22 protein-coding genes are annotated in these 24,115 nt (G+C 40.1%); 11 read left to right on the top strand and 11 right to left on the bottom strand.

Translation table 11 applies throughout. The features are described from left to right. From ACWIUJ_RS06395 to glmM, 5 genes are all read right to left on the bottom strand, one after another. Nucleotides 1-737, bottom strand: a 737-nt coding sequence (locus ACWIUJ_RS06395; protein ID WP_454169704.1) for a hypothetical protein, incomplete at its 3' end; no start/stop codon positions are given. Beyond that, nucleotides 731-1,003 carry a hypothetical protein gene (locus ACWIUJ_RS06390; protein WP_454169703.1) on the bottom strand — a complete coding sequence of 91 codons (273 nt, stop codon included), beginning with the start codon at nt 1,001-1,003 and terminating at the stop codon, nt 731-733. The genes ACWIUJ_RS06390 and ACWIUJ_RS06395, both read right to left, overlap by 7 nt. Nucleotides 1,004-1,076: 73 nt before the next feature. Next, entirely contained in the window at nt 1,077-1,358 is a 282-nt protein-coding gene (locus ACWIUJ_RS06385) for a hypothetical protein (RefSeq protein WP_454169701.1), read from the bottom strand. Between the two features lie 134 nt (nt 1,359-1,492). Next, complete coding sequence (lspA, locus tag ACWIUJ_RS06380) at nt 1,493-1,966, bottom strand: signal peptidase II (protein ID WP_454152014.1); 474 nt, start codon at nt 1,964-1,966, stop codon at nt 1,493-1,495. 70 nt (nt 1,967-2,036) lie between these two features. Continuing rightward, entirely contained in the window at nt 2,037-3,398 is a 1,362-nt protein-coding gene (gene glmM / locus ACWIUJ_RS06375) for a phosphoglucosamine mutase (protein ID WP_454169699.1), read from the bottom strand. Between the two features lie 114 nt (nt 3,399-3,512). Between glmM and rpsT the strand changes: the two genes are divergently transcribed. The 3 genes from rpsT to ACWIUJ_RS06360 are packed head-to-tail and all read left to right on the top strand — an operon-like array spanning nt 3,513 to nt 5,555. Next, nucleotides 3,513-3,782 carry a 30S ribosomal protein S20 gene (rpsT, locus tag ACWIUJ_RS06370; protein WP_454169697.1) on the top strand — a complete coding sequence of 90 codons (270 nt, stop codon included), beginning with the start codon at nt 3,513-3,515 and terminating at the stop codon, nt 3,780-3,782. Between the two features lie 33 nt (nt 3,783-3,815). Continuing rightward, a complete protein-coding gene (prfA, locus tag ACWIUJ_RS06365) occupies nt 3,816-4,877 on the top strand; it encodes a peptide chain release factor 1 (RefSeq protein WP_454169696.1) in 1,062 nt (353 codons plus the stop codon). Nucleotides 4,878-4,910: 33 nt separating this feature from the next. Then, nucleotides 4,911-5,555 carry a hypothetical protein gene (locus ACWIUJ_RS06360; RefSeq protein WP_454169695.1) on the top strand — a complete coding sequence of 215 codons (645 nt, stop codon included), beginning with the start codon at nt 4,911-4,913 and terminating at the stop codon, nt 5,553-5,555. A 24-nt stretch (nt 5,556-5,579) separates the two neighbouring features. Here ACWIUJ_RS06360 and ACWIUJ_RS06355 read toward each other — a convergent pair whose 3' ends face one another. From ACWIUJ_RS06355 to ACWIUJ_RS06330, 6 genes are read right to left on the bottom strand one after another with little or no spacing between them, the layout of a single operon-like run. Beyond that, nucleotides 5,580-8,357: a RecB-like helicase gene (locus tag ACWIUJ_RS06355; RefSeq protein ID WP_454169694.1), complete on the bottom strand. Its 2,778-nt coding sequence runs from the start codon at nt 8,355-8,357 to the stop codon at nt 5,580-5,582. Further along, the gene (locus ACWIUJ_RS06350; RefSeq protein WP_454169692.1) at nt 8,357-9,256 is read right to left on the bottom strand and encodes a DUF2156 domain-containing protein; all 900 of its coding nucleotides are present in this window, start codon (nt 9,254-9,256) and stop codon (nt 8,357-8,359) included. The genes ACWIUJ_RS06355 and ACWIUJ_RS06350 overlap by 1 nt, the downstream gene beginning before the upstream one ends. A 2-nt stretch (nt 9,257-9,258) precedes the next feature. Further along, complete coding sequence (gene pheA, locus ACWIUJ_RS06345; RefSeq protein WP_454169690.1) at nt 9,259-10,350, bottom strand: prephenate dehydratase; 1,092 nt, start codon at nt 10,348-10,350, stop codon at nt 9,259-9,261. Next, a complete protein-coding gene (lysA, locus tag ACWIUJ_RS06340; RefSeq protein ID WP_454169739.1) occupies nt 10,340-11,587 on the bottom strand; it encodes a diaminopimelate decarboxylase in 1,248 nt (415 codons plus the stop codon). Before lysA ends, pheA begins: the two co-directional genes overlap by 11 nt. A 60-nt stretch (nt 11,588-11,647) precedes the next feature. Continuing rightward, nucleotides 11,648-12,595 (bottom strand): DNA ligase, encoded by a 948-nt coding sequence (locus ACWIUJ_RS06335; RefSeq protein WP_454169688.1) that lies wholly within the window; start codon nt 12,593-12,595, stop codon nt 11,648-11,650. After that, on the bottom strand, nt 12,588-14,663 hold the full coding sequence (locus ACWIUJ_RS06330; RefSeq protein ID WP_454169687.1) for an LTA synthase family protein: 2,076 nt from the start codon (nt 14,661-14,663) through the stop codon (nt 12,588-12,590). Before ACWIUJ_RS06330 ends, ACWIUJ_RS06335 begins: the two co-directional genes overlap by 8 nt. A gap of 314 nt (nt 14,664-14,977) precedes the next feature. Here ACWIUJ_RS06330 and ACWIUJ_RS06325 point away from each other — a divergent pair, with 314 nt between their 5' ends. From ACWIUJ_RS06325 to ACWIUJ_RS06290, 8 genes are all read left to right on the top strand, one after another. Beyond that, a complete protein-coding gene (locus ACWIUJ_RS06325) occupies nt 14,978-17,137 on the top strand; it encodes a carbon starvation CstA family protein (RefSeq protein ID WP_454169686.1) in 2,160 nt (719 codons plus the stop codon). A 6-nt stretch (nt 17,138-17,143) separates the two neighbouring features. After that, nucleotides 17,144-17,362 (top strand): KCU-star family selenoprotein, encoded by a 219-nt coding sequence (kcuS, locus tag ACWIUJ_RS06320; RefSeq protein ID WP_454150729.1) that lies wholly within the window; start codon nt 17,144-17,146, stop codon nt 17,360-17,362. Nucleotides 17,363-17,512: 150 nt separating this feature from the next. After that, entirely contained in the window at nt 17,513-18,949 is a 1,437-nt protein-coding gene (gene purF / locus ACWIUJ_RS06315) for an amidophosphoribosyltransferase (protein WP_454169684.1), read from the top strand. A 30-nt stretch (nt 18,950-18,979) separates the two neighbouring features. Then, nucleotides 18,980-19,942 carry a TIGR01212 family radical SAM protein gene (locus ACWIUJ_RS06310; protein ID WP_454169682.1) on the top strand — a complete coding sequence of 321 codons (963 nt, stop codon included), beginning with the start codon at nt 18,980-18,982 and terminating at the stop codon, nt 19,940-19,942. A gap of 294 nt (nt 19,943-20,236) precedes the next feature. Beyond that, entirely contained in the window at nt 20,237-20,977 is a 741-nt protein-coding gene (locus ACWIUJ_RS06305) for a tetratricopeptide repeat protein (RefSeq protein WP_454169680.1), read from the top strand. Then, complete coding sequence (locus ACWIUJ_RS06300) at nt 20,977-22,119, top strand: pentapeptide repeat-containing protein (protein WP_454169679.1); 1,143 nt, start codon at nt 20,977-20,979, stop codon at nt 22,117-22,119. The genes ACWIUJ_RS06305 and ACWIUJ_RS06300 overlap by 1 nt, the downstream gene beginning before the upstream one ends. Before the next feature lie 10 nt (nt 22,120-22,129). Continuing rightward, the gene (locus tag ACWIUJ_RS06295) at nt 22,130-23,317 is read left to right on the top strand and encodes a hypothetical protein (protein ID WP_454169677.1); all 1,188 of its coding nucleotides are present in this window, start codon (nt 22,130-22,132) and stop codon (nt 23,315-23,317) included. Further along, entirely contained in the window at nt 23,314-23,967 is a 654-nt protein-coding gene (locus ACWIUJ_RS06290; protein ID WP_454169676.1) for a tetratricopeptide repeat protein, read from the top strand. The genes ACWIUJ_RS06295 and ACWIUJ_RS06290 overlap by 4 nt, the downstream gene beginning before the upstream one ends. Nucleotides 23,968-24,115: the final 148 nt, after the last annotated feature.

The raw sequence follows: 24,115 nt of genomic DNA, 5'->3' as shown, positions 1-24,115 counted from the left end.
TATTTCCCTATTACTCTTAGATAATATAAAGTATTTTCTGTAAGTTTATGAGAGAATCCTAGCGAAGCGCGCAAAGTGTAGCCATTGTTGAGAGCAGAGTTCCCACTTACTTCACCAAATTTATAACTCCCAGCAAAGAGATAATCATAGCCTAGAGCGTATTCAATAGTGAAGCCTGATTGTGTAGGGAGTGCGCCATTTAACTCTAAAGTTGCACTATTGAGTGCTCGCTCATAACCTTTATTTTTTGCAATGTTGTAGGCTTCTCCCCTATACCCTACACTAAGATACAATGGATAGTTTTGTGATAAGATATTCGCGCCAACGCTAGGGTGTATTTCTAACATAAATGCTCTGTCCCCAGAGACAAAGCTATATGGAGTATTGCCAATATCTAATTTACCCAATCCTAAAAGAATCTCTAAATCAACTCTAAAAGTTTGGGTATTTCCTATACCAAAACCCATATCGGCGTTGAGATAGCCACCATAGGTTTTGGTAGAGATTTCTTTATTAGGTGCAGAAAATCCGCCTAGCCCTAAACGCAAATGACAAGTTTTGCAAGAAAGGTCATCATCTTCATACACTGCTACAAAAACCGCAGGACTAATGGCTTGCATACTTCCAATGAAACAGAAAATAAACAAGAATAGTTTAAGGACGAGTGTTTGTAGTGTTTTTTTGTAGATTCTAAATGGGTGGGTGTAACGCCCACCGCAGAAGTTTTGGGTTACCATAGGTATCTATCTCCCAATCGTTCAAGTAGGTCGACACCAGCTACAATGGCTGCTACCATTCCCCAAAACTCACCTTGAGTTTCTTTAAGTTCCTCTTCGCTAAGCACAGCGATATTTAAATCGTTAGCTTTAACATTGTTTCCAAAGAGAAACTCTAACTCTTGGCTTTGTAAGCCACTTACACTTTGTTGAGTTCGCACTTCGCTCGCACTAAGCATTGAAGCACCAAGCATTGCTACAAAAGCTAATAAAAAAACTCTTTTCATTGTTACTCCTTTAAAATAAATTTATCTTAAGTAAAAAACTTAAGGTTAGCTAGGTAAAATTTAGAGTCAAATTTTAATATTTGCTCTTTCCCAAATCTCCAAAGATTCTACCACCAATGCCACCAGCTATAATGGCTACTATCGCTCCCCAAAACTCACCCTGAGTGTTTTTCAACTCTTCTTCGCTAAGCGTAGCGACATTTAAATCTTTCGCATCTGCATTCGCTCCAAAAAGCAATTCCATATCTTGTTTTTGCAAGCTTGTTGCAGGTTCTTGTGAGATTGTCTCACCTGCATTAAGTGAGCAGATTCCTAACGCCACTACTAAGAACGCTGAAAATACTGACTTGTTCATAATGAACTCCTTGTATTAAAATTTTGTGCCTGCCTTGTATGACAAAGCACGAGAGAAATTATAAACAGAAAGGTAAATAAAAAGCAAATGAAATCCATTACTAATTTTGTAAAAATATGTAAGTTTTTATATATTTAGTTCATTATATCAGTCTTTTTCTTCGCAAGAATCATTTGAAGAATGATAATGCCCACACCTAAGTCAATCATCACATCGGCGAAGTTAAAAATCGCCCACTCAAAGCCATAATGCCAATACACATAATCCACCACGCCATCACGGATAAATCTATCAAACACATTGCTTGCCCCTGCCCCAAATATAAGCCCAAAGGCGATAGAATGCTGTGCTAATAATCCTCCAAAAAGCGTAAAGGCAAAGAGCGCGACAAGCAAGAGCACTTGGATAAACTTCAACCACTCGCCAAGAAAGGCAAAGAGTGAGAACGCTACACCTGTGTTATACACGAGGGCGTTATACATTTGGGCGTTACCAAGTGTAAAAGCCTCGCACTCAAAGTTAAAACCCGCAATAAAGGCAAGTTTAATGGCTTGGTCAAGTGTGAAAACGACAAACGCAATCGTGGTAAGAATCACAAACTTTTTCATTCCAAGATTGTGGCTTGCGGATTTTATGCTTGCTATCACTTCTTTAAAGTCCATAATGTCTCTTAATAATTTAGGCGAGATTTTGAGAGAGGAGGGCTTTTAACTCGCTCATTTGTGCTTTTATGCTTTTGGCATTTTTGCCCTCGATTAAGATTCTTAGTTTATTTTCTGTGCCAGAGTAGCGCACGAGGTGGCGATTGCCTGATTGTGTGATAGAATCTAGGAGCGTTTGAAGCCCAGAGATTTGTTCTAATGGTGGCTTTTTGGACACGCTTAGATTACACATTTCGCTTGGATAGAGCTTAAAGGGATTAAGCGCGATATGTGAGGGTTTGCCTGTCTGCTTGAGATAGGCGAGCACTTGCAGGGCACTTACTAAGCCGTCCCCTGTCTTAGCATAATCGCTAAAAATGATATGCCCGCTATTCTCCCCGCCAAAGTTTAAGTTTTGCTTTTGTAATGATTCTATGACGAATTTATCGCCCACGCCACAGCGCACAAGCTCTATATCGTGCGAGCCCAAAAACTCCTCTAGCGCAAGATTACTCATCGTAGTGGCTACGATTTTATTGCCTTGCAAGGTGTTGTTTTGCTTTTGATAGAGTGCGAGCGCACCAAGTAGTTTATCGCCATTGACTACTTCGCCTTTATCATCAGCTACCACGAGCCTATCCGCATCGCCATCAAGCGCAAATCCAATATCTGCACGATGTTTTTGCACCTCTTCAGCGAGAATCTGCGGATACATCGCGCCGCATTGCTCGTTAATGTTATGCCCGTTTGGCTCATCGGCGATGACTATCACATCAGCTCCAAGCTCACTAAATATCGTAGGTGCGACTTTATACGCCGCACCATTAGCGCAATCACACACTATACGCATTCCCTTAAGGCTTAAATGTTTGGGAAAAGAGTTTTTGATATGCACGATGTAGCGACCGACTACATCATCTATGCGCTTTGAGCTCCCAATCTCTAAGCCACTTTTTAATGAGGAGTTGAGCAAATCATCGTTAAAATAGATTTTTTCAATCTCTTTTTCGGAATCTACATCAAGTTTAAATCCCAAATGGTTAAAAAATTTTATCCCATTATCTTCAAAGGGATTGTGGCTTGCAGAAATCATAATCCCCGCATCACAGCGCATATCTTGCGTGAGGAAAGCAACTGCGGGCGTAGGCATAGGACCAATTTGAATCACATCATAACCCACAGAAGTGAGGCTTGATACAAGTGCATTTTCTATCATATAACCACTACGGCGCGTGTCTTTGCCGACTAGAATCTTATTGCTCGTGCTTTGTGTGTTTTGGTGGAAGTAGATTCCCGCACTTTGTCCTAAGCGAATGACAGAGTTTGGTGTCAAAAATTTCCCCGCTTCTCCTCTCACGCCATCAGTGCCAAAAACCCTTGTATCTGCCTTTTTGCTCATACTCTCTCCTTAATGTGTTATAAATTTTACAAAATAAGAGGCGATTTAAACTTCATTTAATTGAAATTTTGGCACAATTTTGCCTTAAAATTTTTTATAAAAGGATTAAATTCAATGGCAAATCATAAATCTGCACAAAAACGCATCCGACAAACAAAGACAAGAACCGAGCGCAACCGCTATTACAAGACCAAGCTTAAAAATATGGTAAGAAGCCTAAGAGAGGCTATTGATAGCAAAGATGTCGCTAAGGCACAGGAGTTTTTTAAAACAGCGAACAAAGAAATCCATAAGCTCGTAAGCAAGGGAATTTTGAAAAAAAATACCGCTGCTAGAAAAGTTTCCCACCTCAATGCTGGCGTAAAAAAAATCGCTACAAAATAACGAGCATAAGATTTTCATTGCTTGGCGCAACTTATGCTCACACAAAAGCTCACGCCTATTATCGCTCGCTATGATGAGATTAGCACTCTTTTGCAAAGTCAAGAGGTGCTAAGCGACATTACTAGACTTAAAACTTTAAGCAAAGAGCAAAGCGACTTAGAGGAAATCGCCCAAAGCGCGAAACGCTACATTGAGATTTTGCACCAAATTGACGAAAACAAGGCACTTTTGGACGATAAAGAATTAGGCGAACTTGCCAAAGAGGAGCTAAAATCACTAGAAAGCACCAAAGAGCAACTAGAATCCCAAATCAAAATCCTCCTAATCCCAAAAGACCCAAATGGCAATAAAAATGTGTTTTTAGAAATCCGCGCAGGCACGGGAGGTGATGAAGCGGGAATCTTTGTGGGCGATTTGTTTAAAGCGTATTGTCGCTACGCGGATTTACGCAAATGGAAAGTCGAAATCATAAGCTCAAGCGAAAATAATGTCGGTGGCTACAAAGAAGTCATCGCGCTTATCAAGGGCGATGGCGTGTATTCGCGGCTTAAATTCGAGGGCGGGACGCACCGCGTCCAGCGCGTCCCAGAGACAGAATCGCAAGGGCGTATCCACACCTCCGCTGTAACGATTGCCATAATGCCCGAAGTCGATGATGTGGAGGTGAATATCAACCCAAATGACTTAAAAATCGATGTGTTTCGTAGTGGTGGGCACGGCGGGCAAAGTGTCAATACTACCGATTCAGCGGTGCGCGTTACGCATATCCCCACAGGCATTTCTGTCTCTATGCAAGATGAAAAATCCCAGCACAAAAACAAAGATAAGGCGTTGAAGATTTTAAAAGCGCGAATCTATGAAATGGAACTAGAAAACAAAGCAAAGGCGGAGGGCGCAAACCGCAAAGAGCAAGTGGGTAGTGGCGATAGGAGTGAGCGAATCCGCACTTATAACTACCCGCAAAACCGCCTAACCGACCATAGAATTAACCTTACTTTGTATAGTTTAGAAGAGATTATGCTCTCTGGCAATTTGGATTCTGTAATCGACCCGCTTATCACCCACGCCCAAAGCGAAGCAATGAGCGGAGAGTAAATGCCAACATTGAGATTTAGCAAGGAATGATAAATGACAAGAATGCTCGCATTGATGATTTTAGTATGTTTGGGGGTTTTGTTTAATTCCTGCTGGCACAAAGCCACTGCGACAAAAATGCAACAACCAAGCAGTGATTGGGAAGTAATAGAGCTCATTAAAAGCGTGAAGTTTGATGATAAACTTGCGGAGTTTGGCAAATGTGTCAAAAAAACGCCCAAAGGTTCATTACAAAAATGCGAAGCAATCGTTGAGAGTTTCGCACATTCTTGTGAGCGTGGAAGTGCTAAACATTGCGTGGTGGAAGCGGAGTTTTACCTTAGAGGTGCGATAAATGCAAATAAAGATATACACACCAAAGGCAAGGAAATTTTAGCCAAAAGCTGTGAGCGTGGATATGCTCCCGCGTGTGTATCGCTAGGAGAAGTGGAGGATAATAAGATAAAACATTGGCAGAGGGCTTGTGAGTTAGGGAGTTTCTTGGGCTGTGGGAATCTCGCACACGCATACCACACAGGCACACAAGGTGCGAAGCAAAATAGTGATAAGACAAAAATGTATGCTACATTGCACTTGCAAATCGCCGATAGAGACTGCAAGGCAGGCAAAAAGATAGCGTGCGAATGGCTAGAGCAAGCCTTTAGTGATGTAAAGCCATTGTTGGGCTTGCAACACTAGCCTAAGATTCTCTAAGTAACACACTTATATGACTTCTACACATATATCTTGCGCTGATGGATAGATGAGATAGCCTTTAATGGGATTGGTGCTGAGTGTCGCAAGAAAATCCATATATTTTTTTACTTGGGTGAAGTGCTCCTCTTTTGGTTCTTTAGAGCTTTTGTAATCAAGCACGATAATTTCTTTTTGTGTAAATATGAGCGCGTCAATGCGGTAGAATTCGTTTTGACACAAATAAGAAACCTCACTAAATACCGTGCCACTAGAGAGTATGGTTTGTAAATGTGGATTTGCTAATGCGCGCTCAAACTTGCCCTGCACGATTTGGCGCATATCTTGTGAGAGTGAGAATCCATAGAGGTTTTGCATAATGTGCCAAAGCGTTGGCAAATGCGTTTCTTTCATTCCAAAGTAATATTCAAAATAGCTATGCAAAGCCTTTCCAAACATTATGCTTGCGACATTAAATTCACTAGATTCTTTTTGGTTGCGGACAAAATTTTCTTGCCTGCCTAGATTTTGCAGTGCGATATATTGGCTTTCGTGCGATTGTTTTTGTGAGGTGTCTTTGCTTGAGAGTGTGCCGATTTGTGTGGGCGTTAGATTGAGTGTTTCGAGTTGAGAGCTTTTTTGCTTTTTGAGAATGCAAAGAGAGCTTTTAGCACGAGTAAGCGCGACATAAAGCACATTGATTGATTCGTTTCGTTTTGTTTGTTCATAAGATTCTAAGATTTGCTTGTAGTCCTCATCGACATTTTCTCGCCCATCAAACTTAAAATACATATCTTTAAGGGTAATACTCTCATATTGTGGGATAAATTTGTTTGTATCTCCCTTTTTTTTACCAAAGCCATCACACACAATCAAATGCTCAAATTCTAAGCCCTTTGATTTGTGGATAGTCATAATTTTTATGCCATTTAAGTGTTCTTTTGGTGCGGAGACTTCAAGTGATTGATATGAGGCTAAAAACTCCTCTATCTTGTCATATTCGCATACTTTCTCTAAGAATCTCGCGCTCATCGCACATCCAAGTGAAAAAGATTCTATCACTTCATACACATATTGCCCCATATTTCCCTTATACTCTGGCAAAGATACAGATTCCATAATGCCCTTGCCAAGCAATTTTGCGATATTTTTTGCATAGAAATTTTTGTGTTCTTGTTGTTGCGCGTCTTGGTATTTGAGTGCCTGTATGAGCACATTGCAAGGGAATACATCAAAAAAGTTTTTTGTGGTCTCAGCGATGATATTAAGAGAGGAATCTTGAGCTTTTAAAAAATCTTTTATACGCTCCACTTCATCATTTTTCCATACTAAAATGCTTATATCATCTTGATTTACACCATTTTCTAACAAGTAACAAAGCGTTTCATATACAGATTCTTCATCAAATTTTTCATATTCTTTGACACTTATAAATCCCTCTTTGCTCGATTGCGTGCTGGGAAGTTCTTGGGTGATATAGTGAGGATATTGTGGCGTAAAAACTTCATTGATATAATCAACAATGTTGCTTTTGGAGCGGTAATTTTTTTTCAAACTCTGTGTGATAAATGGTGCTTTTTGAATCGCATTAAACACTTCCACAAATGCCCCACGAAAGCTATAAATGCTTTGTTTTTCATCGCCCACTACAAACACACTTCGCTCATCAATTCTCCCCTTGCCAGAGAGAATCTCCTCAATAAGCGGGCGCAAGATTTCGTATTGGATAATGCTTGTATCTTGGAATTCATCAAGCAAAATGTGCATAATCCTCTCATCAAGACGAAAATAAAAAAAATCCCTATCAATGTTTGAGTGCAATAAATTATGCACTTTGCGTGTAATATCTTCGTGCGTGAGGATATTTTTTTGGCGTAAAAAGTCGTACTTAATACTACAAAACTTATCAATATAGGTATGTACTTGCGTAAATATAGCATTTTGTTTGATTTGATAATACACACATAAAAGCTTTTTGAGCGCGTTAAAGTCATTGGTAAGATGACTTAAATCAATTTTTTTCCAATAATTATAGTCGTTAGGATTTGCTTTTGCTAACCAAGTTTTGAGGGCTATATCCTCGATATGTTTGTAGTTTAGTGCGTTAATGCCAACTTGCTTGATATTTGGCTTTGTGGCAATTTCTTGGCGCAAATGCTCCATTATGGAATCTATGCTATTTTTCACTTCTTTTAGGTTTATTTTTTGCTCTGTTTGCCTTAATGCGTGCTTTTGCTCGCTAAATTTACTTACAAAACCTAAAAAATCCTCTATACGCATATCATTGACAGAGCAAAATTTTGCTATGCTTTTGCGCTCATTTTGGCTTAAGCATTGTGCAAATCGCTCATATAGAGCCATATTGTCATATTCGCTTATTTCAAAGGCATTGCTCACTCCAGCGTGCCAGCAAAACTTCTGTAAAATGCTATAAAAAAATGAATCAATGGTAGTGATTTTTGGGCGGGTTTGCATAAATTGAGTATAGATTCTCTTAATGTTGTGCTTGATAAATTCCTCATCTATGCCATTTGCTTGTAAAGATACAAAGGTATCGTTGCTCGTAAGTGTGCCGTGCAGAGAATCTGTGTAGAGATTTTTTAGATTTTTTTGGATTCTACTACGCATTTCATTAGAGGCTTTTTTGGTAAATGTCAGTGTGAGAATCTCCCACGCCTTCGCTCCCTTGCAGAGCAAATACACAAAGCGCAACGCTAGGCTAAAGGTTTTACCACTACCAGCCGAAGCCCTAAGCACAAGGTATTCATTGCGTATATCTGGTTGTGTATCTTGCGTGTTATTGTGCATTACTTAATCACAACTTCAAATTTCTCTAACAACGCGCAGGGTTGATAGCTTAGCTTAGCCTTTCTTAAGCCCTCTATGCCTAAATCTTCCTCCCGATTGACAAAACCACATTCAGCAAAGCAGTGCTCTAGGACTTGTTGATTGATTGCTTGATAGATGCCTCTAATTTGCGGATTTGCCTTTTCGATGTGCATAAGTGCGACTTTTTTGCCCTCCAAATCCCCGTGTAAAACCTCACCAAAGCTAAAGGCTTCTATATTGCCATTTACGCGGATTATCCCACCTTTTAATCCCAACTCATCATAGAATCTTAGTGCGTCATTTATGCCCAAATTCTCAAACTTTAACCCCTCTGTTTTGTTAGGATTTGCCTCAAACCACTTATCATTTACTTGCATAATTTCCTTTGCATTGTGTGTAGAAATCTCCTCAAACACAAAGTTTTTATGCTCTTGCAAGAAAAAGTTGAGATGATTTTTTTTCTTGTGATATTTTCTGCCACTTAGTGTGATAAGTTCAGGCACATTATAGACATAATCAAATCTATCTCTATTTTCTTGTGGCTGTATGCCAAACTCCGCGTGAATGTGCTTTGCTTGGGTAGCATTAAGTGCGTGGATTTCAAGCGCGAGGTTATTTTGTGCGTAGAATTCCTTGCACATCTTTAACGCGCCTTGCTTATCACCATCGCCTATGGGGTAGAAAATGTAGGGATTTTTGCCCTCATAGCGCGTTTGTATCACTAGGCAATCTTGCACCTGCGCGAAGCAAATATCCCTCGCATTACGCCAAATAAAGCAATTCGCAAAACTCATATCCGAAAGCACGAGGGAATCTCGCGCTAAATAATGGGTAAAAATATCTTTAGATTCTAAATCTATAGGTTGAAATGTAATCATTGTTACTCCTCAAAGTCATAGCTACACACATAACTTCCTAGCCATTTTAGCTCCTTAGTGCGTTTGGTAAAGAGGGCTTTGATATTTTCATCAAGGTAATGCCCCTTAAAGTCCAAATAAAATCCAAACGCAAAAATATCACTTTTAGAGCGGATAGGGCGTGAATCAATTTTAGTAATGTTAATGCCAAAGTGTTTAAAATCCTCGAGTAATCCAAGCAATGCGGCAGATTGTTTGTAGTTTTGTAAAGTTGCAAAAACAGAAGTTTTATCGCTTCCACTAGGATTATTGGTAAAATCACTTACCACCACAAAGCGCGTTTTGTTGTTGTTTGAATCTTCAATATTTTCAAACATAATGGGTAAGTTGTAGAGTTTTGCGGCTACTTTAGAGCAAATCGCGCCTGATTTGGAATCATTGCTAGCAAGTTGGGCAGCCTTAGCGGTGGAATCTACGGGGATTAGCTCTAAGTCATCAAGGTTGTGAGATTTGAGGAATTCATCGCATTGTCCAAAGGCAATATCTTTGGAATAAATCTTTGTAATCTCGCTTAAGTGCTCGCTTTTTGAAGCAAGACTATGATGAATGGGAATCACAATTTCAGCAATGATTTTAAGCTCACTGCACGCAAGATTATCAATAGTCGCGCCCACCATTCCATTGGTGTTGTTTTCGATAGGCACAACGCCATATTTTACACGCTTTTGCTCTAGGGCTTTAAAGACAGAGGAGATATTATTAAGCGCGATATATTCGCTCATCGCACCAAATCGCTCCTGTGCTGCTTGGTGTGTGTAGCTCCCAACAGGACCTAAAAATGCCACTTTTTCTGGGAGTTCTAAATTTCGTGCGATTCCAAAAATTTCTTGGAAAATTGCACCGATGGCTTTATCGTTTAGGAATTTTACTCCTTTTTTGTTTAATCGCTCTAAAATTGCTCTCTCTCGTTCAGGGCGATAAATCGCACTTCCACTTTTTTTCTTATGTTTGCCAATCTCATCGACCAAACCCATTCGCTTCTCTAGCAACAAAAGTATTTCATCATCGATACTATCAATTTGTGCCCTAAATTGCTCTAATAGTTTATCTTGCATTGGTATTCCTTTGGAGGAGTTCTAGCTCATCGGCGATAAGATTCTCAAATGTTTCTCTGTGTTTGATGACAAAACTCTTTCCCTCTTTTATGCCTATTTCTGCGGGCTTTAAGCGCGTGTTATAATTGCTTGACATTGAGTATCCATACGCCCCAGCATTCTCAAAGCTAAGCAAATCCCCAGAATCTAGCGATTCTATCTCAATGTCTTTTGCTAGAAAATCACTACTTTCACAAATCGCCCCGACAATATCGGCCTTGCAACCTTTGGAATCTTTTGGCCTAGATTGTGTGTCGCGCGCCTTTGCTATGATATTCACGCGATGATATGCGCCATAGAGGGTAGGGCGCATTAAGTCGTTCATCGCCGCATCAACGATAACAAAGCGTTTTTTGCCATTGTGTTTTTCATACAGCACCTTACTTAAGAGCACGCCACTTTTCCCAACGATATAGCGACCGGGCTCGCAAATAATAGTTACATCAAGTCCGCGCAAGATTCCCAAAATGCCCTGCGCGTAGTCATATAATGTGATTTCTTGCTCATCTTTGTAAGTGATACCAATGCCTCCACCAATATCAAAAAACTTAATATCAATCTTTAGCGCAAGCAGACTATGGAGAAGCTCGGTGATTTTTTTTGCGCCCTGTAAGATTGGCTCAAGTTCTAGGAGTTGCGAGCCAATATGAAAATGAATGCCTATCGGCTCTAGGTGTGGCGAATTTTTCGCCATAATATACATTTTTTTGGCATTTTGTATATCAACGCCAAATTTGTTCTCGTGCAATCCTGTGGAAATGTAAGGATGTGTTTTGGCATCAATGTTAGGATTTACACGCACCGAAATGCGCGCTATTTTGCCACAATCTTTAGCAATAGATTCTATACGCGAGAGTTCAGCCTCACTCTCCACATTGATAAATAAAATGTCATATTTGAGAGCTTCGCGCAAATCATCATCGCTTTTTCCCACGCCACTAAAAATAATCTTATATTTTTCCACTCCTGCCTTTAGGGCGCGTTTGACTTCACCAATGCTCACACAATCCGCACCACAACCAAGTTTTGCTAAGTGATTGATAATGCTAAGATTAGAGTTTGCCTTGAGCGCGTAGCAAATAAGTGATTTGCGCGCCTTAAAAGCCTCTTTAAACGCGCTAAATTGCGCTGAGATAGTATCAAAGTCATACACATATAATGGCGTGCCATATTCACGCGCGCAAGATTGTAAGGTCATCTTATCCATTTTTACTCTTTTTGTGTGCTAAATTAAAAGCATAATTTTAGCCTAAAAACTTTATGGCACGCTAACAAATTCTCGTAAAAATACAGCGTTTTTTGGCAAACCATTTTTGCTAAAACCATTGTATTTGTAAGTGATTATTGTGCCAATTTTGGGTGGATTCTCACGCATTGCTTCGCTAAAGCCCGTGCCTATTTTAAAGGTTATTGTGTATTTTTTTGGCTTTTGTTTAGAATCTAGGGCATTTGTATTAGCAAAAGGGCGCAAAGTGGCAATATCATCATTTTGGCTGATTTCTTGCTCGCAAATAAGCGCACCCATTTTACCCGCAAATTTTCCTTTTCCTTGCGTGTGTCCTATCACTCTGCATTCGGCGTCATTGTGAGGCTTTAGCTTAAAGGCATTTTTTGCCCTCCCGCTTTTATACCCTTTCTCATCAGGGCGTAATATTAACCCCTCGCCACCATTGCTTAGCACTTTGTCAAGCATTCTATCTAAAGTGCGTTGAAATTCTTTATCGCGAGATTCTAATGCGCTTTGCTCGATAAGCTCAATGTGTGGAGGCGTATGTTGCGTGATAAATGCCCGCACTTTGTCTAAGCGCTCGCTTAAGCGACATTGAGAATCTCGCTTAGATGATTTTTGTCCGCAGGTAGGCGCATCAAAGACTTTATACACTATATTTGCGTAATCTTCACATACAGGATTTGTGCGTGCGACAATGCTCGCTACTTCTTCAAACTTCCCATACCCAATCCACAACTCGCCATCAAGGGCAAATGGTGGAAAATTGCGTAAAAAGCACTCTGGGGCGTTGATAAGGTTGCCACGCTTTGTTCTTAACTCCCTGCCATTCCACACGCCACGCACGCCATCAAACTTTTCGCTTACGAAGTATGTCGCGTTAGTGAGATTGTCTTTTTTATACACGCTAAACTCCACCACCTCTGCGCTAAGGGCGAGAAAAAACCAAGCACAAAGGCACGCGATAACTCTACTCATCGTCCTTAGGTGGCGCGTCATTTGGGATTATATAGCCATTATTGATAATCCACCAGCTTAGAGCTTTTGCGCGTTGTAGATTATCAAAAATACCATTTGCTTCGGTTTTATCGCCACTACGCTCCACACCATCGCCCATATATTCCAGCTTGTAGCCATCATAGACAAATCTTTGATTAGCAATTATGCCAAAGCCAAACGCTTCATTGTGCTCTCTGCCTATGGTTGCTTTGTTTTGGAGCATTGCATCACCAAAGCTCGCGTATTTATAACCATTAGGCGCGACTAGCTCAATGATAGTAGGTGTTATATCAATGTGCGAGCCCACATTAGAGAGCGGTTTGGGATTGAGATTTGGCGCATAGACAATAAGCGGGACAGAGTGTGTGATTCTCGCGTTGGCAGATTTTTTAGGATATTCTCTATCATAATGGTCGCCTGTGATGATAAAAAGTGAGTTTGGCAGGTTTGAAGACATTTCACGAATAAATCTTCCAATGACTTTGTCTTGGTAATAAATATGTGCTAAAAGAGTTGGCGTGATATTTTTTTGTGTGATTTCTGGGTGAGAAGCGATAAAGGCTTGAATCTCTTTAGTAGGCACGCCAAAAGATTCCACAGGGGCATCATAAGGTGGGTGATTAGAAGTGGTCATAATCATATTAAAGGTCTTTTGCGTTGGGTTTGCCTTAGAATCTGCAAGCAATTTATCGCGCACAAAAGAAAATAAGTGGTGGTCAAAAGCACCCCAAGAATTGTCATAAGGCGATGAATACCCCTTGATTTTGGAGTTTTGGATAATATGCGTGTTATAAAAAATATCTCTAAAACCCTGCGTGGTTACATAACTATCAAGTTTTTGCCAAGTGCCCGAGCCACCATAAAAAAATGTCCCCCTATATCCCAAATCATCTAAAATCACTGCAGGAGCAGTTTTAAGTGGCTTTAGTCGTCCTGCCATTAGACTTAGTGGAATGTCAGTTTGGAGCAATCCACTGATTTGCACATCAAGGCTTGCGATAGTGTTGCCCGCGTTTTGTAAAAATATATCTGCTTTATATGCGCCATTGGCGATGAGTTCTTTAAGCTCACGGCTTAGCCCTAACTCATCAAACTCACTATCAAAGTGCCATTCGCTCATAGATTCCGCAACGATATAAAAAATGTGCTCTATCTTTGGCAAAGCGATATGAGAATCTAGCACAGCAGGGTCGTAATCTGGGTTATTTACACGATGAGATAAAAGCTCTAATAAGTCAATTTCTTGTTGGTTTGTATCGCTGGGAGGCGATTTTTGCAGGAGCTCGCTTTTGTATGTCGCAAACGCTATCGCACTTTGTGCTGGCGATTCATCTACATAATCATTAAAATGCGAATTGGCTATTTTTTTATAACCTTTATATACCAAATACAAATCTCGTAATGCTCCCGTGCTAGCCTTACGCAAAAAGGTATCACTAACGGGTAAAATCTCTTTGCCTAAAGATACACCCTTTAATCCAATCGTCCCATTGATACTAAAAAGTGTGGCAGGGATAAGAATCGCAAGCAAAACAATGGTCGTTTTGTTGCTCGTGTGGTGGTGCTGATGAAGCCTGCTGGTGGCACTTGGAGCGTAGATTTTATCAATCACTCCAAAAATCGCACCAAGTATGTAACACAGCACAGCACTTATAGCAAGCCAAGCAAGTGTTCTTAGCAAGACATTGTATTGCCCGCTTGCTATGGTGGCAAAAATCGCACTTCTATCATCAAAGACAAGCCCTAGTAAGTTTGCATTAAACACATCACCAAAGACCTGATAAAACGCGATATTAGCGACATTGACAAAACTTATAACAATCACACACGCAAACCCTAATATTTTGAGAATCTTGGCACAAAATTCCTTACGAACAAACACAACCCCCACGATGAAAAATATCACAGACACAACACCGATAATTTGTCCATCATAGCGCGCACCATTAAAAAACGCCTTTGTAATATCATCGCTATCATATTCTTGCCCAAGATAAAGGACAAACAACCCACGAAACGCAAAAAACACGACATACAAAAATGCCATAAATAACAGTGTTTTCCATAGTTTTATTTTAAAGTGTTCCAATGCAATACTCCAACATTTTTAAGTTTTTTAATTTTGAAATAAATCTCACAAGTTTATATAAAAGCATAAATGCCTAACATATCGGCATTTATAAAATTTATATTAGAGAAATTATGCAATTTTTCCATATTTTTTATTGTGATTATTATGGAGTTTTACAATTTTATAAATTTGTAAGCAAATTTTAAACAATACCTTGATAAGAGAACGAAATTTCCTATATAATCCAAGATTGTCAAGCAATTTGACAGAGATTTTTCAAGGAGAATAGAATGAACACAATAGTGAGTTACGCCCTTTGGGCAGTAGTGGCGGTTATTGGCGCGGCGTGTTTTGGCGTGCTAGCGTTACACACAGGCGAGAGTATCTCGGCGGTGTGGATAGTTGTAGCGGCAGTATGTATCTATGCGATAGGGTATAGATTCTACTCCAAATACATTGCGTATAAGGTTTTAGGTTTAGATGATAATCGTGCTACTCCAGCGGTGGTGAAAAATGACGGACGCGACTTTGTGCCGACAAACAAAATCGTGCTTTTTGGACACCATTTTGCGGCTATCGCAGGTGCAGGTCCTCTCGTAGGTCCAATCCTCGCCGCACAAATGGGATATTTGCCAAGTATGATTTGGATTGTTGTAGGCGTGGTGTTAGCGGGTGCGGTTCACGATTTCACCGTGCTTTTTGTCTCAATGCGCCGTAACGGAAAGTCTTTGGGCGAGATTATCAAGTTAGAGCTTGGTAATGGCGTGGGAAGCATTACAATGATTGGAATCTTAGGCATTATGATGTTAATTATTGCCATTTTGGCTCTTGTGGTTGTCAATGCCCTCGCAGAATCACCCTGGGGACTTTTTACTATTGCTATGACTATACCAATTGCCATTTATATGGGCTTGCATATGCGCTTTTTGCGTCCGGGCAAGATTGGTGAAGCGAGCATTATTGGCTTTACTTTGCTTATTTTGGCGTTGTATTTTGGACGCGATGTAGCAGCTGACCCGACTTTGGCAGAGATTTTTACGCTTAGTCCCGTCCAGCTTACTTATGTCATCATTGTGTATGGCTTTATTGCGGCGATTTTGCCTGTGTGGTTTTTACTCGCACCACGCGATTATTTAAGCACATTTTTAAAGATTGGTGTTATTGTGCTAATGGCACTTGGAATCTTATTTGTCGCCCCTGATGTGCAGTTTGCTAGCACTACGAAGTTTATCGATGGCACAGGTCCTGTGTTTAGCGGGCAACTCTTTCCATTTTTGTTTATTACCATTGCGTGTGGCGCGATAAGTGGATTCCACGCGCTTATCTCAAGCGGGACTACGCCAAAAATGCTCGAAAAGGAATCGCACGCTAGAGCGGTAGGCTATGGTTCAATGGTTATGGAATCTGCTGTGGCAGTTATGGCACTTGTGGCAGCGGTGATTCTCACTCCGGGATTATACTTTTCTATCAATGTAGCACCTGCTGGGCTTGGCACTGCGGGAGTGAAAGACATCGCTGAAGCTGCAGCTATCGCAGCGCAAACGATAAGTTCTTGGGGATTTGTCATCACACCTGAGGAGATTCTCGCAATGGCTGATGATATTGGCGAGAAGTCTATCCTTAGTAAGACAGGCGGTGCGCCGACTTTTGCTATTGGTTTGGCGAGCATTATCTCTCAAGTCCCATTGTTTAATCAAGGCTCTATGGCATTTTGGTATCACTTTGCGATTTTATTTGAAGCGTTGTTTATTTTGACTGCGGTTGATGCGGGCACTCGCGCTGGACGCTTTATGGTGCAAGATGTGCTCGGTAATGTGTATAAGCCTATTGGCAATATTCAATCGTTATTTTGGGGCGTTGTGGCGACATTTATTTGTGTGCTTGGCTGGGGGTATATCCTGTATCAAGGCGTTACAGACCCACAAGGTGGAGTAAAATCACTTTGGACACTCTTTGGTGTGTCAAACCAAATGCTTGCTGGAATGGCATTGCTCACGGTAATTACCGTGCTTTTCAAAATGGGGAAAGCAAAGCAAGCGTGGGTGGCGATTGTGCCTACGATATGGGTATTGGTAAGCACGCTTTATGCTGGTGTCTCAAAACTCCTCCCTGCAAATGGTGAGAAAATCCACGATTCGGTAAGCCACATTGCGCTATGGCAAAATAATGGAGCAAAGGCTGCACAAAAACTCGCCGAGATTACTGCAGAGAGCGACCCAGAAGTTATCGCTACACTTACACAAGAAGCGGAAAAACTTCAAACAATCGCAACAAATAACCTCATAAATGCGTGTTTGTGTGGATTGTTTATGTTTGTAACTTGCCTTGTGCTCGTGCAGTGCATTAGAATCTGCTTGCAATGTATAGGCGGGAAACCAACAATCCCACTTGCAGAAACTCCATATCTTAAAGCAAGTGATTATGAGGGCAAAATCCCCGCACACGGCTAAGTTGCAATGACAAAGCTTGAGCGTTTGAGAGCGTTTGGAGAGAGGGTTTATGCCCTCTATAAACGCTCTGATAGATTTTTGCATCTTTTGGTGGGAATGCCAAGCTATGACAAATATGTCGAGCATATGCGTTTGCACCACCCCGATAAGATTCCAAAAACACAAAAGGAATTCTTCAAAGAAGCATTGGAGAAAAAGTATGGAGCGGGGAGCGCAAAATGCTGATAGATAATGAGCGCAAGGTTTGCGTTAGACAAGATATATCAAGCATAAAAGGAATTTAAGGCAGTTTTGTATCTCCTTTCTTTTAAGATTTAAGTTAATAAAATTACACTACAATCCCGCCAAAACTAAAGATAAGATTAAGGCAAAATTATGCAATTAGCAAAAACAACAACAAGAGAATGGAACGAAGAATGTGCGGTCGTGGGCGTGTATAATGTCAAAAATGCAAGTCTGCTTAGCTATTACGCGCTTTTTGCAATGCAACACAGAGGGCAGGAAGCAAGCGGGATTGCCAGCTCAAATGGCACAAAAATCACCACCATTAAGGGAAATGGATTAGTTACGAAAGTTTTTACCCAACGCAAACTCGCCAAATTGGAGGGCAAATCAAGCATAGGACATAATCGCTATGCCACCGCTGGTGAAGATTCTCTTAATGACGCTCAGCCTATTTTTGCGCGTTATTCGCTTGGTGAAATGGCAATCGCGCACAATGGGAATCTTACCAATGCTAAAGAATTGCGTGAGGAGCTTACCAAAAATGGCGCGATTTTCCAAAGCCACCTTGATACAGAGAATCTTATTCACTTAATCGCTCGTTCAAACAAACAACACTTAGTAGATAGAATCATTGATGCGCTTCAACTTGTCGATGGTGCGTATTGTTTTATGTTTCTTTCACGCTCTAAAATGTTTGTCGTGCGTGATAGATATGGATTGCGCCCGCTTAGTCTAGGCAAAATAGAAAATGATGATGGTTCTGTGGGCTATATCGTGGCGAGTGAGACTTGCGCGTTTGATTTGATTGGAGCGAGTTTTGTGCGTGATATTAAAGCGGGCGAAATGCTTGTATTTGAGGGTGCGTATTCTCCGCTTGGCGACACACAGCCAAAGAGTATCCAAGTCTTTGCGCCAAAGGAATTGCCCTGTGTGTTTGAATATGTGTATTTTTCGCGCCCTGATAGTCAAGTGTATGGAAAAAATGTCTATGAAATCCGCAAAAATCTCGGCGCGCGTTTGGCAAAGGAATTTAAACTCAAAGCAGATATGGTAATCCCCGTGCCAGATTCTGGTGTGGCGGCGGCGTTAGGATACTCTAAGCAAAGTGGCATTGACTTTGAGCTAGGCATTATCCGTAATCACTATGTCGGGCGCACTTTCATCGAGCCTACGCAGTCATCGCGCGAGCTTAAAGTGCGCTTAAAGCTCAATCCAATCACAAGTATCATTAAGGGTAAAGATGTGGTTGTGATTGATGATTCTATCGTGCGTGGGACGACTAGCAAGCAAATCGTGCGTATCTTGCGCAAGGCTGGTGCGAGGAAAGTGTATATGCTTATTTCTTCTCCACCTACGATTAGTCCTTGTTATTATGGTGTGGATACGCCTGATACAGACCAGCTCATTTGTGCGAACAAAAGCATAGAGGAAGTGTGTGAGTATATCGGCGCGGATTTCCTAGGCTTTTTATCCATTGAGGGAATGTTACAGAGCATTGGCGGGGATATGAAGTTTTGCAAGGCGTGCTTTGATGGGAAATATGTCGATGAGTTTTTGCTCCACAAACAATCGCGTGAGCAAGCATAAACAACACAAATCAAACGCAGGAAGTTATCAGTGAAGACAATTCTAACCATTGGGCGATATTTCAAATCTCGCTTTGGCGAGCGCGTGCGTAAGATTCCCATTTCTTTGCAAGGATTTACTTGCCCTAATATCGATGGGACCGTGGCAAGCGGGGGGTGCATTTATTGTGATAATGAATCATTCTCGCCAAGTCTGGTAAAAATCGCCAAACGAAGCGAAGTAAAAATGAATTTTTCCCTCACGCATAATCCACTGCTTCAAAAGCAACTCGCGCAATTAAAAGAGCAGTTTTTGTGGCACGCGGAGTTCCATAAGCGCAAATTTGGAATCGCAAAGTATCTTATCTATTTTCAGTCTTTTACTAACACTTACGCGCCATTTGATACGCTTAAGGCATTGTATGATAGTGCGCTTGGATTCTCAAATGTGGTGGGGCTTAGCATTGGCACGCGCATAGATTGTGTGAGTGATGAGGTGCTTGGACTTTTAGGCGGGTATGTCAAGCAGGGCAAGGAAATCTGGCTTGAATATGGAATCCAATCGGTGCATAATGAGACACTCAAACTCACCAATCGCGGGCATAGCATTGAGGGCGCAAAGGAACTCTTTGAAAAGACGCGAAATGCGGGCGTGAAAGTGTGTGCGCATATCATTTATGGACTCCCAAAAGAGAGCAAGGAGATGATGCTCCACACATTAGAATCTGTGCTTAGTTGGGGGATTGATGGGATTAAAATCCACCCAATGTATGTGATGAGTGGCACGAAGCTCGCCCAAATGTATAAGGCTGGCGAATACGAGCCAATCAATCTGCACGATTATAGCGAGCTTATTATAGAGTCTTTAGAGCGTATGCCACAAAATGTCGTGGTGCAACGCGTGAGTGCTGGAGCGCACGAGGAGAGTTTGCTCGCGCCGAAGTGGTGCTTTGATAAAAATATCCAAATGCGCCATATTAGAGATGAGCTCCGCAAGCGCGACATTGAGTATTAGTCGCTTAAAATAATGCTATAATACACCACCTTGACTTTGTGGTGAGATTGTATTACAATCGCAACCTAATAATTTTACACAAAAGGATTTGGTGATGAAAAATAACTTAAAGCAGGGATTTGCTAGAAACTTAAAGTTTGCTGAAACAAACGCTGTTCTCTCTCTCTCTCTCTCTTAATAGAAAAATTTTCTCAACTATTGCGCTCCTGCGCGCTCTTGCGCGGACTTATATCACGCACATTTCCTCTCGCACGCATTCAACCCCAAAATCACGCTGATACGCAAGGTAGGACAATGAAAAAGTTGGTGCTAATATGCGGAATCTTGGCAGGTGTGCTAAGCGTGGGAATGAGTGCAATGAGTGAGGAGGAGTGGGAAAGAACTTATGATAATTGCAAAAATGGTGATAAAAGCGCGTGTCAAGCATTGATTGATAATGGTTTGCCAAGTGTGGAGCAGTGTAGTAGTGAGCTAGAGAAAGGAAAACCAATAGCCCAAGCAAAAAATAATTGTATTATTGCAGGATTGGCTTTATTTGGAGCAGAACCAGAAGCACATAAACCAAAACCAAACAAATATAACCTTACATATGCAAAAGATGCTATAAAATATTTTGAAAGTGGTTGCGACAAAGTAGGCAAAACGCAAGGAGCAGCTTGTAGTATACTGGCAGAACTTTATAGTATCGATAGTAGCGATAACATTGTGGTCAAGGACTACCACAAAGCAACCAAACTCTACAAAAAAGGCTGTGATTCGGGGTTTGGTCAATCGTGCCGTGGCCTAGGAGGAATGTATGAGGGAGGAAAAGGCGTGCGCCAAGACTACCACAAAGCACGCGAACTCTACAATAAAGCCTGTAATTTGGAAGATGCTTTAGCGTGCTATTTTATAGGATTACATTATTACTATGGGGTAAGTGGTGTAGAGGAAAATCGCTCTATCGCTAAGCAATACTACGGCGAGGCGTGTGATTTGGGCTATCAAAACGGGTGCGATGATTATAAAGCCCTCAATGAAGCGGGAGTGCAGTGATGGCACAAAATCAATACTTCTCTTTACAATACAATTCACAAGAAAATCTCTATGTTTTGTCTATCGATAATATTTCTAGCTTTAGCATAAGCGACATATACGAAGAATGCAATGACACAGAAGTCTTTTCTAAAGGTAAAAATGATGAAATCATCATACACAAACCTATAAAAATCAAATACAACAATAAGCGCAAAAATATCAAAATAGATTTTCAGCGTTGCATTTTTAAAAAGCGAGTATATTTCACCAACTGCGAGTTTAATGGCAATGTGTTTTTTAACCACGCTGTTTTTCACAATTATGCGGATTTTCACGAAAGTATTTTTAATGGCATAGTGTCGTTTTATAATGCTACTTTTAATTCTGCGCCAAATTTCTCTACTTGCGTGTTTGCCAATCTACAAGGGACAAATTTTATCAATGTCAAAATGGATAATATAGATTTTAAGGATATTGAAAATTTTGTAGAAAGATACAAGAAAGACAAATATTATGATGACAAATCAAAACAAGATAATGAATTTAAAATTCGCTATGCAAGCAATGCACGCGATTCATTTCGCACGATAAAAAATGTATTGATTGAAAATAATAACTTGCTAGACGCTTCAGCTTGGTATAAAATAGAACTCTATGCAAAAGAAATTGAGCTAAGATTGCCCAAACCACATTCAAAAGAAAATCCAAACAATGAGCGTAAAAATTATATTGATTTAATCCAACTTTGTTTTTATCGACACACTTCAGAGCACCACACGGATTTGCTAAAGATTCTCTCGTGGTTTATTATTTTGGTGGGGAGTTTTGCTACGGCGTTATTTTTTGAAAAAGATTTTTTCAATGAAAAAATATGGTGGAGTATCTTTTGGGGCATTTTAAGTGTGGCTTTATGTTTCTCAATTTTGTTTGAAAAAATCAAATTTTTTGGATTTTTTACACTGCTAAATCTTGTGCCTTGTGCGTGGCTATTAACTTGGAATCCAAAATATATCTTTGGCGTGGCAAATCTCTTTACTAACGATAAAAGTCAAAGCGATTGGTTTGCTAATTTGCTTATGTCAATTTATAGTATTTTCTTTATTCTTGTGATTTTCTCACTACAAAAAACCGCACGCAAAAATTCCATAATCCCAAACTAAAGGAACGACAATGAAAAAATATATTCCATATTTAGGATTTTTTGTAATCTTGCTATTAGTAGCATCATTCATTACCCCTATTGAAAGATATTTAAAAGTAATCTATCCAGAGTTTCCCTCTTTTCTAGTCAATGCTATACCACTTGCTGTAATGATGATATTAGTTGGTGGTTATCCATTGCTTTTATCCATTATTCAAGATAAAAAACAAAGGCGATTGCTTGATGTAAAAATTGTTATGGAATACTATTTCCCTAATGTTGATTGGAATTGGGATATTTTTGGTGGCTTTGGGCATACACAGCAAGAATCCGTAGTGCTTGGGGAATCTATTTCTGATTTTATTGAATTTGAAAGATGTTTCTTGGAGTATCGCACTTATTTGGAATATATGGTTTTACAAGAGCCACAAGATAAATTAGCTGGATTTAGATTTAAAAAAACTAAGCAAGAACTCCAACACGACAACAAAGTCAGACATTATGACAAAATCATAGTATCTGTAAGTGCTACTCCACAAGTAGAGTTTGAAAAATTGGGGGTTGATATGATGAATTTGCCAATGTTGTATGAATTGCAAGATTCTAACAAAGTTAGTGTAGTAAATTTTGAGGTTGTTTGCTGGTTTGATATAACTAATCATTTTGGTAGGGAATCTCGTAATAAGACTAGGGTAGATTCTATTCTTAAGGAGTATAAAAAGAAAATTAACAAAGGATGGCAAGCGATGAAAAATATACAATGCAAAGGCTGCAACGAATCTAAAGCGCAAAACGAGTTTTATCTCGTAGATGGCGGGCTTAAAATTGAGGGAATAGAAAATCTACGATTTGAGGTTTGCAAAGAGTGTATAGATAAGTATCAAAATTCATTAAAGAAAAATAAATATTTTGATTGGCAGTTTATCACTTGCTATTTTATAGCGCAAAACTCTGATTCTAGCAGTGATTTTACAATAGCAAGTGAAAATATAGACAGTGGTATGCCACAAGGTTCTACCACAATGGCAGTGCAAAATTTTCTAGCACTTTTTGGCAAACCAAATGGTTTATCAAATTTTTCTCAACAACATCAAAGAGTATTTCACGCCTTACACAATCCAAATGGGGAGAGCTTGAAAGACTTAGTAGAGACAATTATGGAAATTGACTATCAAATTTTTGCGCAATTCCAACAAAAACAAAGAGGAAAAGAATGAAAAAGCTAGTGTTAATATGTGGAGTCATAGTAAGTCTGCTAAGCGTGGGAATGGGTGCGATGAGTCAAAATGAGTGGGAAAGGGCTGTAGATGAATGCTTTTATCAAGACAATAAAAATGTGTGTCAAACATTGATTGATAATGGTTTAGCAAGCGTGGAGCAATGTGGTAAAGATAAGGGTAAAGGTAATTGTTATTTTATAGGTGCAGTTTATTATAAGGCAGGACATTATAGAGAGGCAATACCATACTTTGAGATAGTTATTGCTTTAGGGGATAATCGCGCGTATACAATGTTAGGATTTACTTACTATGAATTAAATGATTATTTTAATGCAAAGAAATATGATGAAATCGGGTGCAACAAAGTTAGCGATGCACAATCAGAGTCTTGCTATAACTTAGGGCTAATGTATTATGATGGTAAAGGTGTGCGACAAGACTACCACAAAGCACGCGAACTATGGAAAAAAGCCTGCGATATGAAAAAAGCTGGTGCGTGCAATAATCTAGGTGTGCTATATAACAGTGGACAAGGCGTGAAGCAAAATCTCTCTATGGCTAAGCAATACTTCGGCAAGGCATGTTATTTGGGCGTTCAAAGCGGGTGCGATAATTATAAAGCCCTCAATGAAGCGGGAGTGCAGTGATGGCAATTTTTCTCATAGATATACATATTAAAGAATTTGACTCGCAAGCAGATAGAAAAATCTCTCTTAAGTAGGCTTGTTGAGAAATTATAAAGGAGCAAAAATGAAAAAATTAGCGGTTAGAGTTGAAACTAACCAATCAAATAAT

This window comes from Helicobacter sp. 23-1046 (assembly GCF_053654635.1).
The sequence above is the reverse complement of the archived record's forward strand: the minus strand, read 5'-3'. Positions and strand labels throughout refer to the sequence as shown.

What these genes read in the sequence shown, in the direction of transcription:
- ACWIUJ_RS06390 (WP_454169703.1), bottom strand. Translation starts at nt 1,003, where the DNA reads ATGAAAAGAGTTTTTTTATTAGCTTTTGTAGCAATGCTTGGTGCTTCA.
- ACWIUJ_RS06385 (WP_454169701.1), bottom strand. Translation starts at nt 1,358, where the DNA reads ATGAACAAGTCAGTATTTTCAGCGTTCTTAGTAGTGGCGTTAGGAATC.
- lspA (WP_454152014.1), bottom strand. Translation starts at nt 1,966, where the DNA reads ATGAAAAAGTTTGTGATTCTTACCACGATTGCGTTTGTCGTTTTCACA.
- glmM (WP_454169699.1), bottom strand. Translation starts at nt 3,398, where the DNA reads ATGAGCAAAAAGGCAGATACAAGGGTTTTTGGCACTGATGGCGTGAGA.
- rpsT (WP_454169697.1), top strand. Translation starts at nt 3,513, where the DNA reads ATGGCAAATCATAAATCTGCACAAAAACGCATCCGACAAACAAAGACA.
- prfA (WP_454169696.1), top strand. Translation starts at nt 3,816, where the DNA reads ATGCTCACACAAAAGCTCACGCCTATTATCGCTCGCTATGATGAGATT.
- ACWIUJ_RS06360 (WP_454169695.1), top strand. Translation starts at nt 4,911, where the DNA reads ATGACAAGAATGCTCGCATTGATGATTTTAGTATGTTTGGGGGTTTTG.
- ACWIUJ_RS06355 (WP_454169694.1), bottom strand. Translation starts at nt 8,357, where the DNA reads ATGCACAATAACACGCAAGATACACAACCAGATATACGCAATGAATAC.
- ACWIUJ_RS06350 (WP_454169692.1), bottom strand. Translation starts at nt 9,256, where the DNA reads ATGATTACATTTCAACCTATAGATTTAGAATCTAAAGATATTTTTACC.
- pheA (WP_454169690.1), bottom strand. Translation starts at nt 10,350, where the DNA reads ATGCAAGATAAACTATTAGAGCAATTTAGGGCACAAATTGATAGTATC.
- lysA (WP_454169739.1), bottom strand. Translation starts at nt 11,587, where the DNA reads ATGACCTTACAATCTTGCGCGCGTGAATATGGCACGCCATTATATGTG.
- ACWIUJ_RS06335 (WP_454169688.1), bottom strand. Translation starts at nt 12,595, where the DNA reads ATGAGTAGAGTTATCGCGTGCCTTTGTGCTTGGTTTTTTCTCGCCCTT.
- ACWIUJ_RS06330 (WP_454169687.1), bottom strand. Translation starts at nt 14,663, where the DNA reads ATGGCATTTTTGTATGTCGTGTTTTTTGCGTTTCGTGGGTTGTTTGTC.
- ACWIUJ_RS06325 (WP_454169686.1), top strand. Translation starts at nt 14,978, where the DNA reads ATGAACACAATAGTGAGTTACGCCCTTTGGGCAGTAGTGGCGGTTATT.
- kcuS (WP_454150729.1), top strand. Translation starts at nt 17,144, where the DNA reads ATGACAAAGCTTGAGCGTTTGAGAGCGTTTGGAGAGAGGGTTTATGCC.
- purF (WP_454169684.1), top strand. Translation starts at nt 17,513, where the DNA reads ATGCAATTAGCAAAAACAACAACAAGAGAATGGAACGAAGAATGTGCG.
- ACWIUJ_RS06305 (WP_454169680.1), top strand. Translation starts at nt 20,237, where the DNA reads ATGAAAAAGTTGGTGCTAATATGCGGAATCTTGGCAGGTGTGCTAAGC.
- ACWIUJ_RS06300 (WP_454169679.1), top strand. Translation starts at nt 20,977, where the DNA reads ATGGCACAAAATCAATACTTCTCTTTACAATACAATTCACAAGAAAAT.
- ACWIUJ_RS06295 (WP_454169677.1), top strand. Translation starts at nt 22,130, where the DNA reads ATGAAAAAATATATTCCATATTTAGGATTTTTTGTAATCTTGCTATTA.
- ACWIUJ_RS06290 (WP_454169676.1), top strand. Translation starts at nt 23,314, where the DNA reads ATGAAAAAGCTAGTGTTAATATGTGGAGTCATAGTAAGTCTGCTAAGC.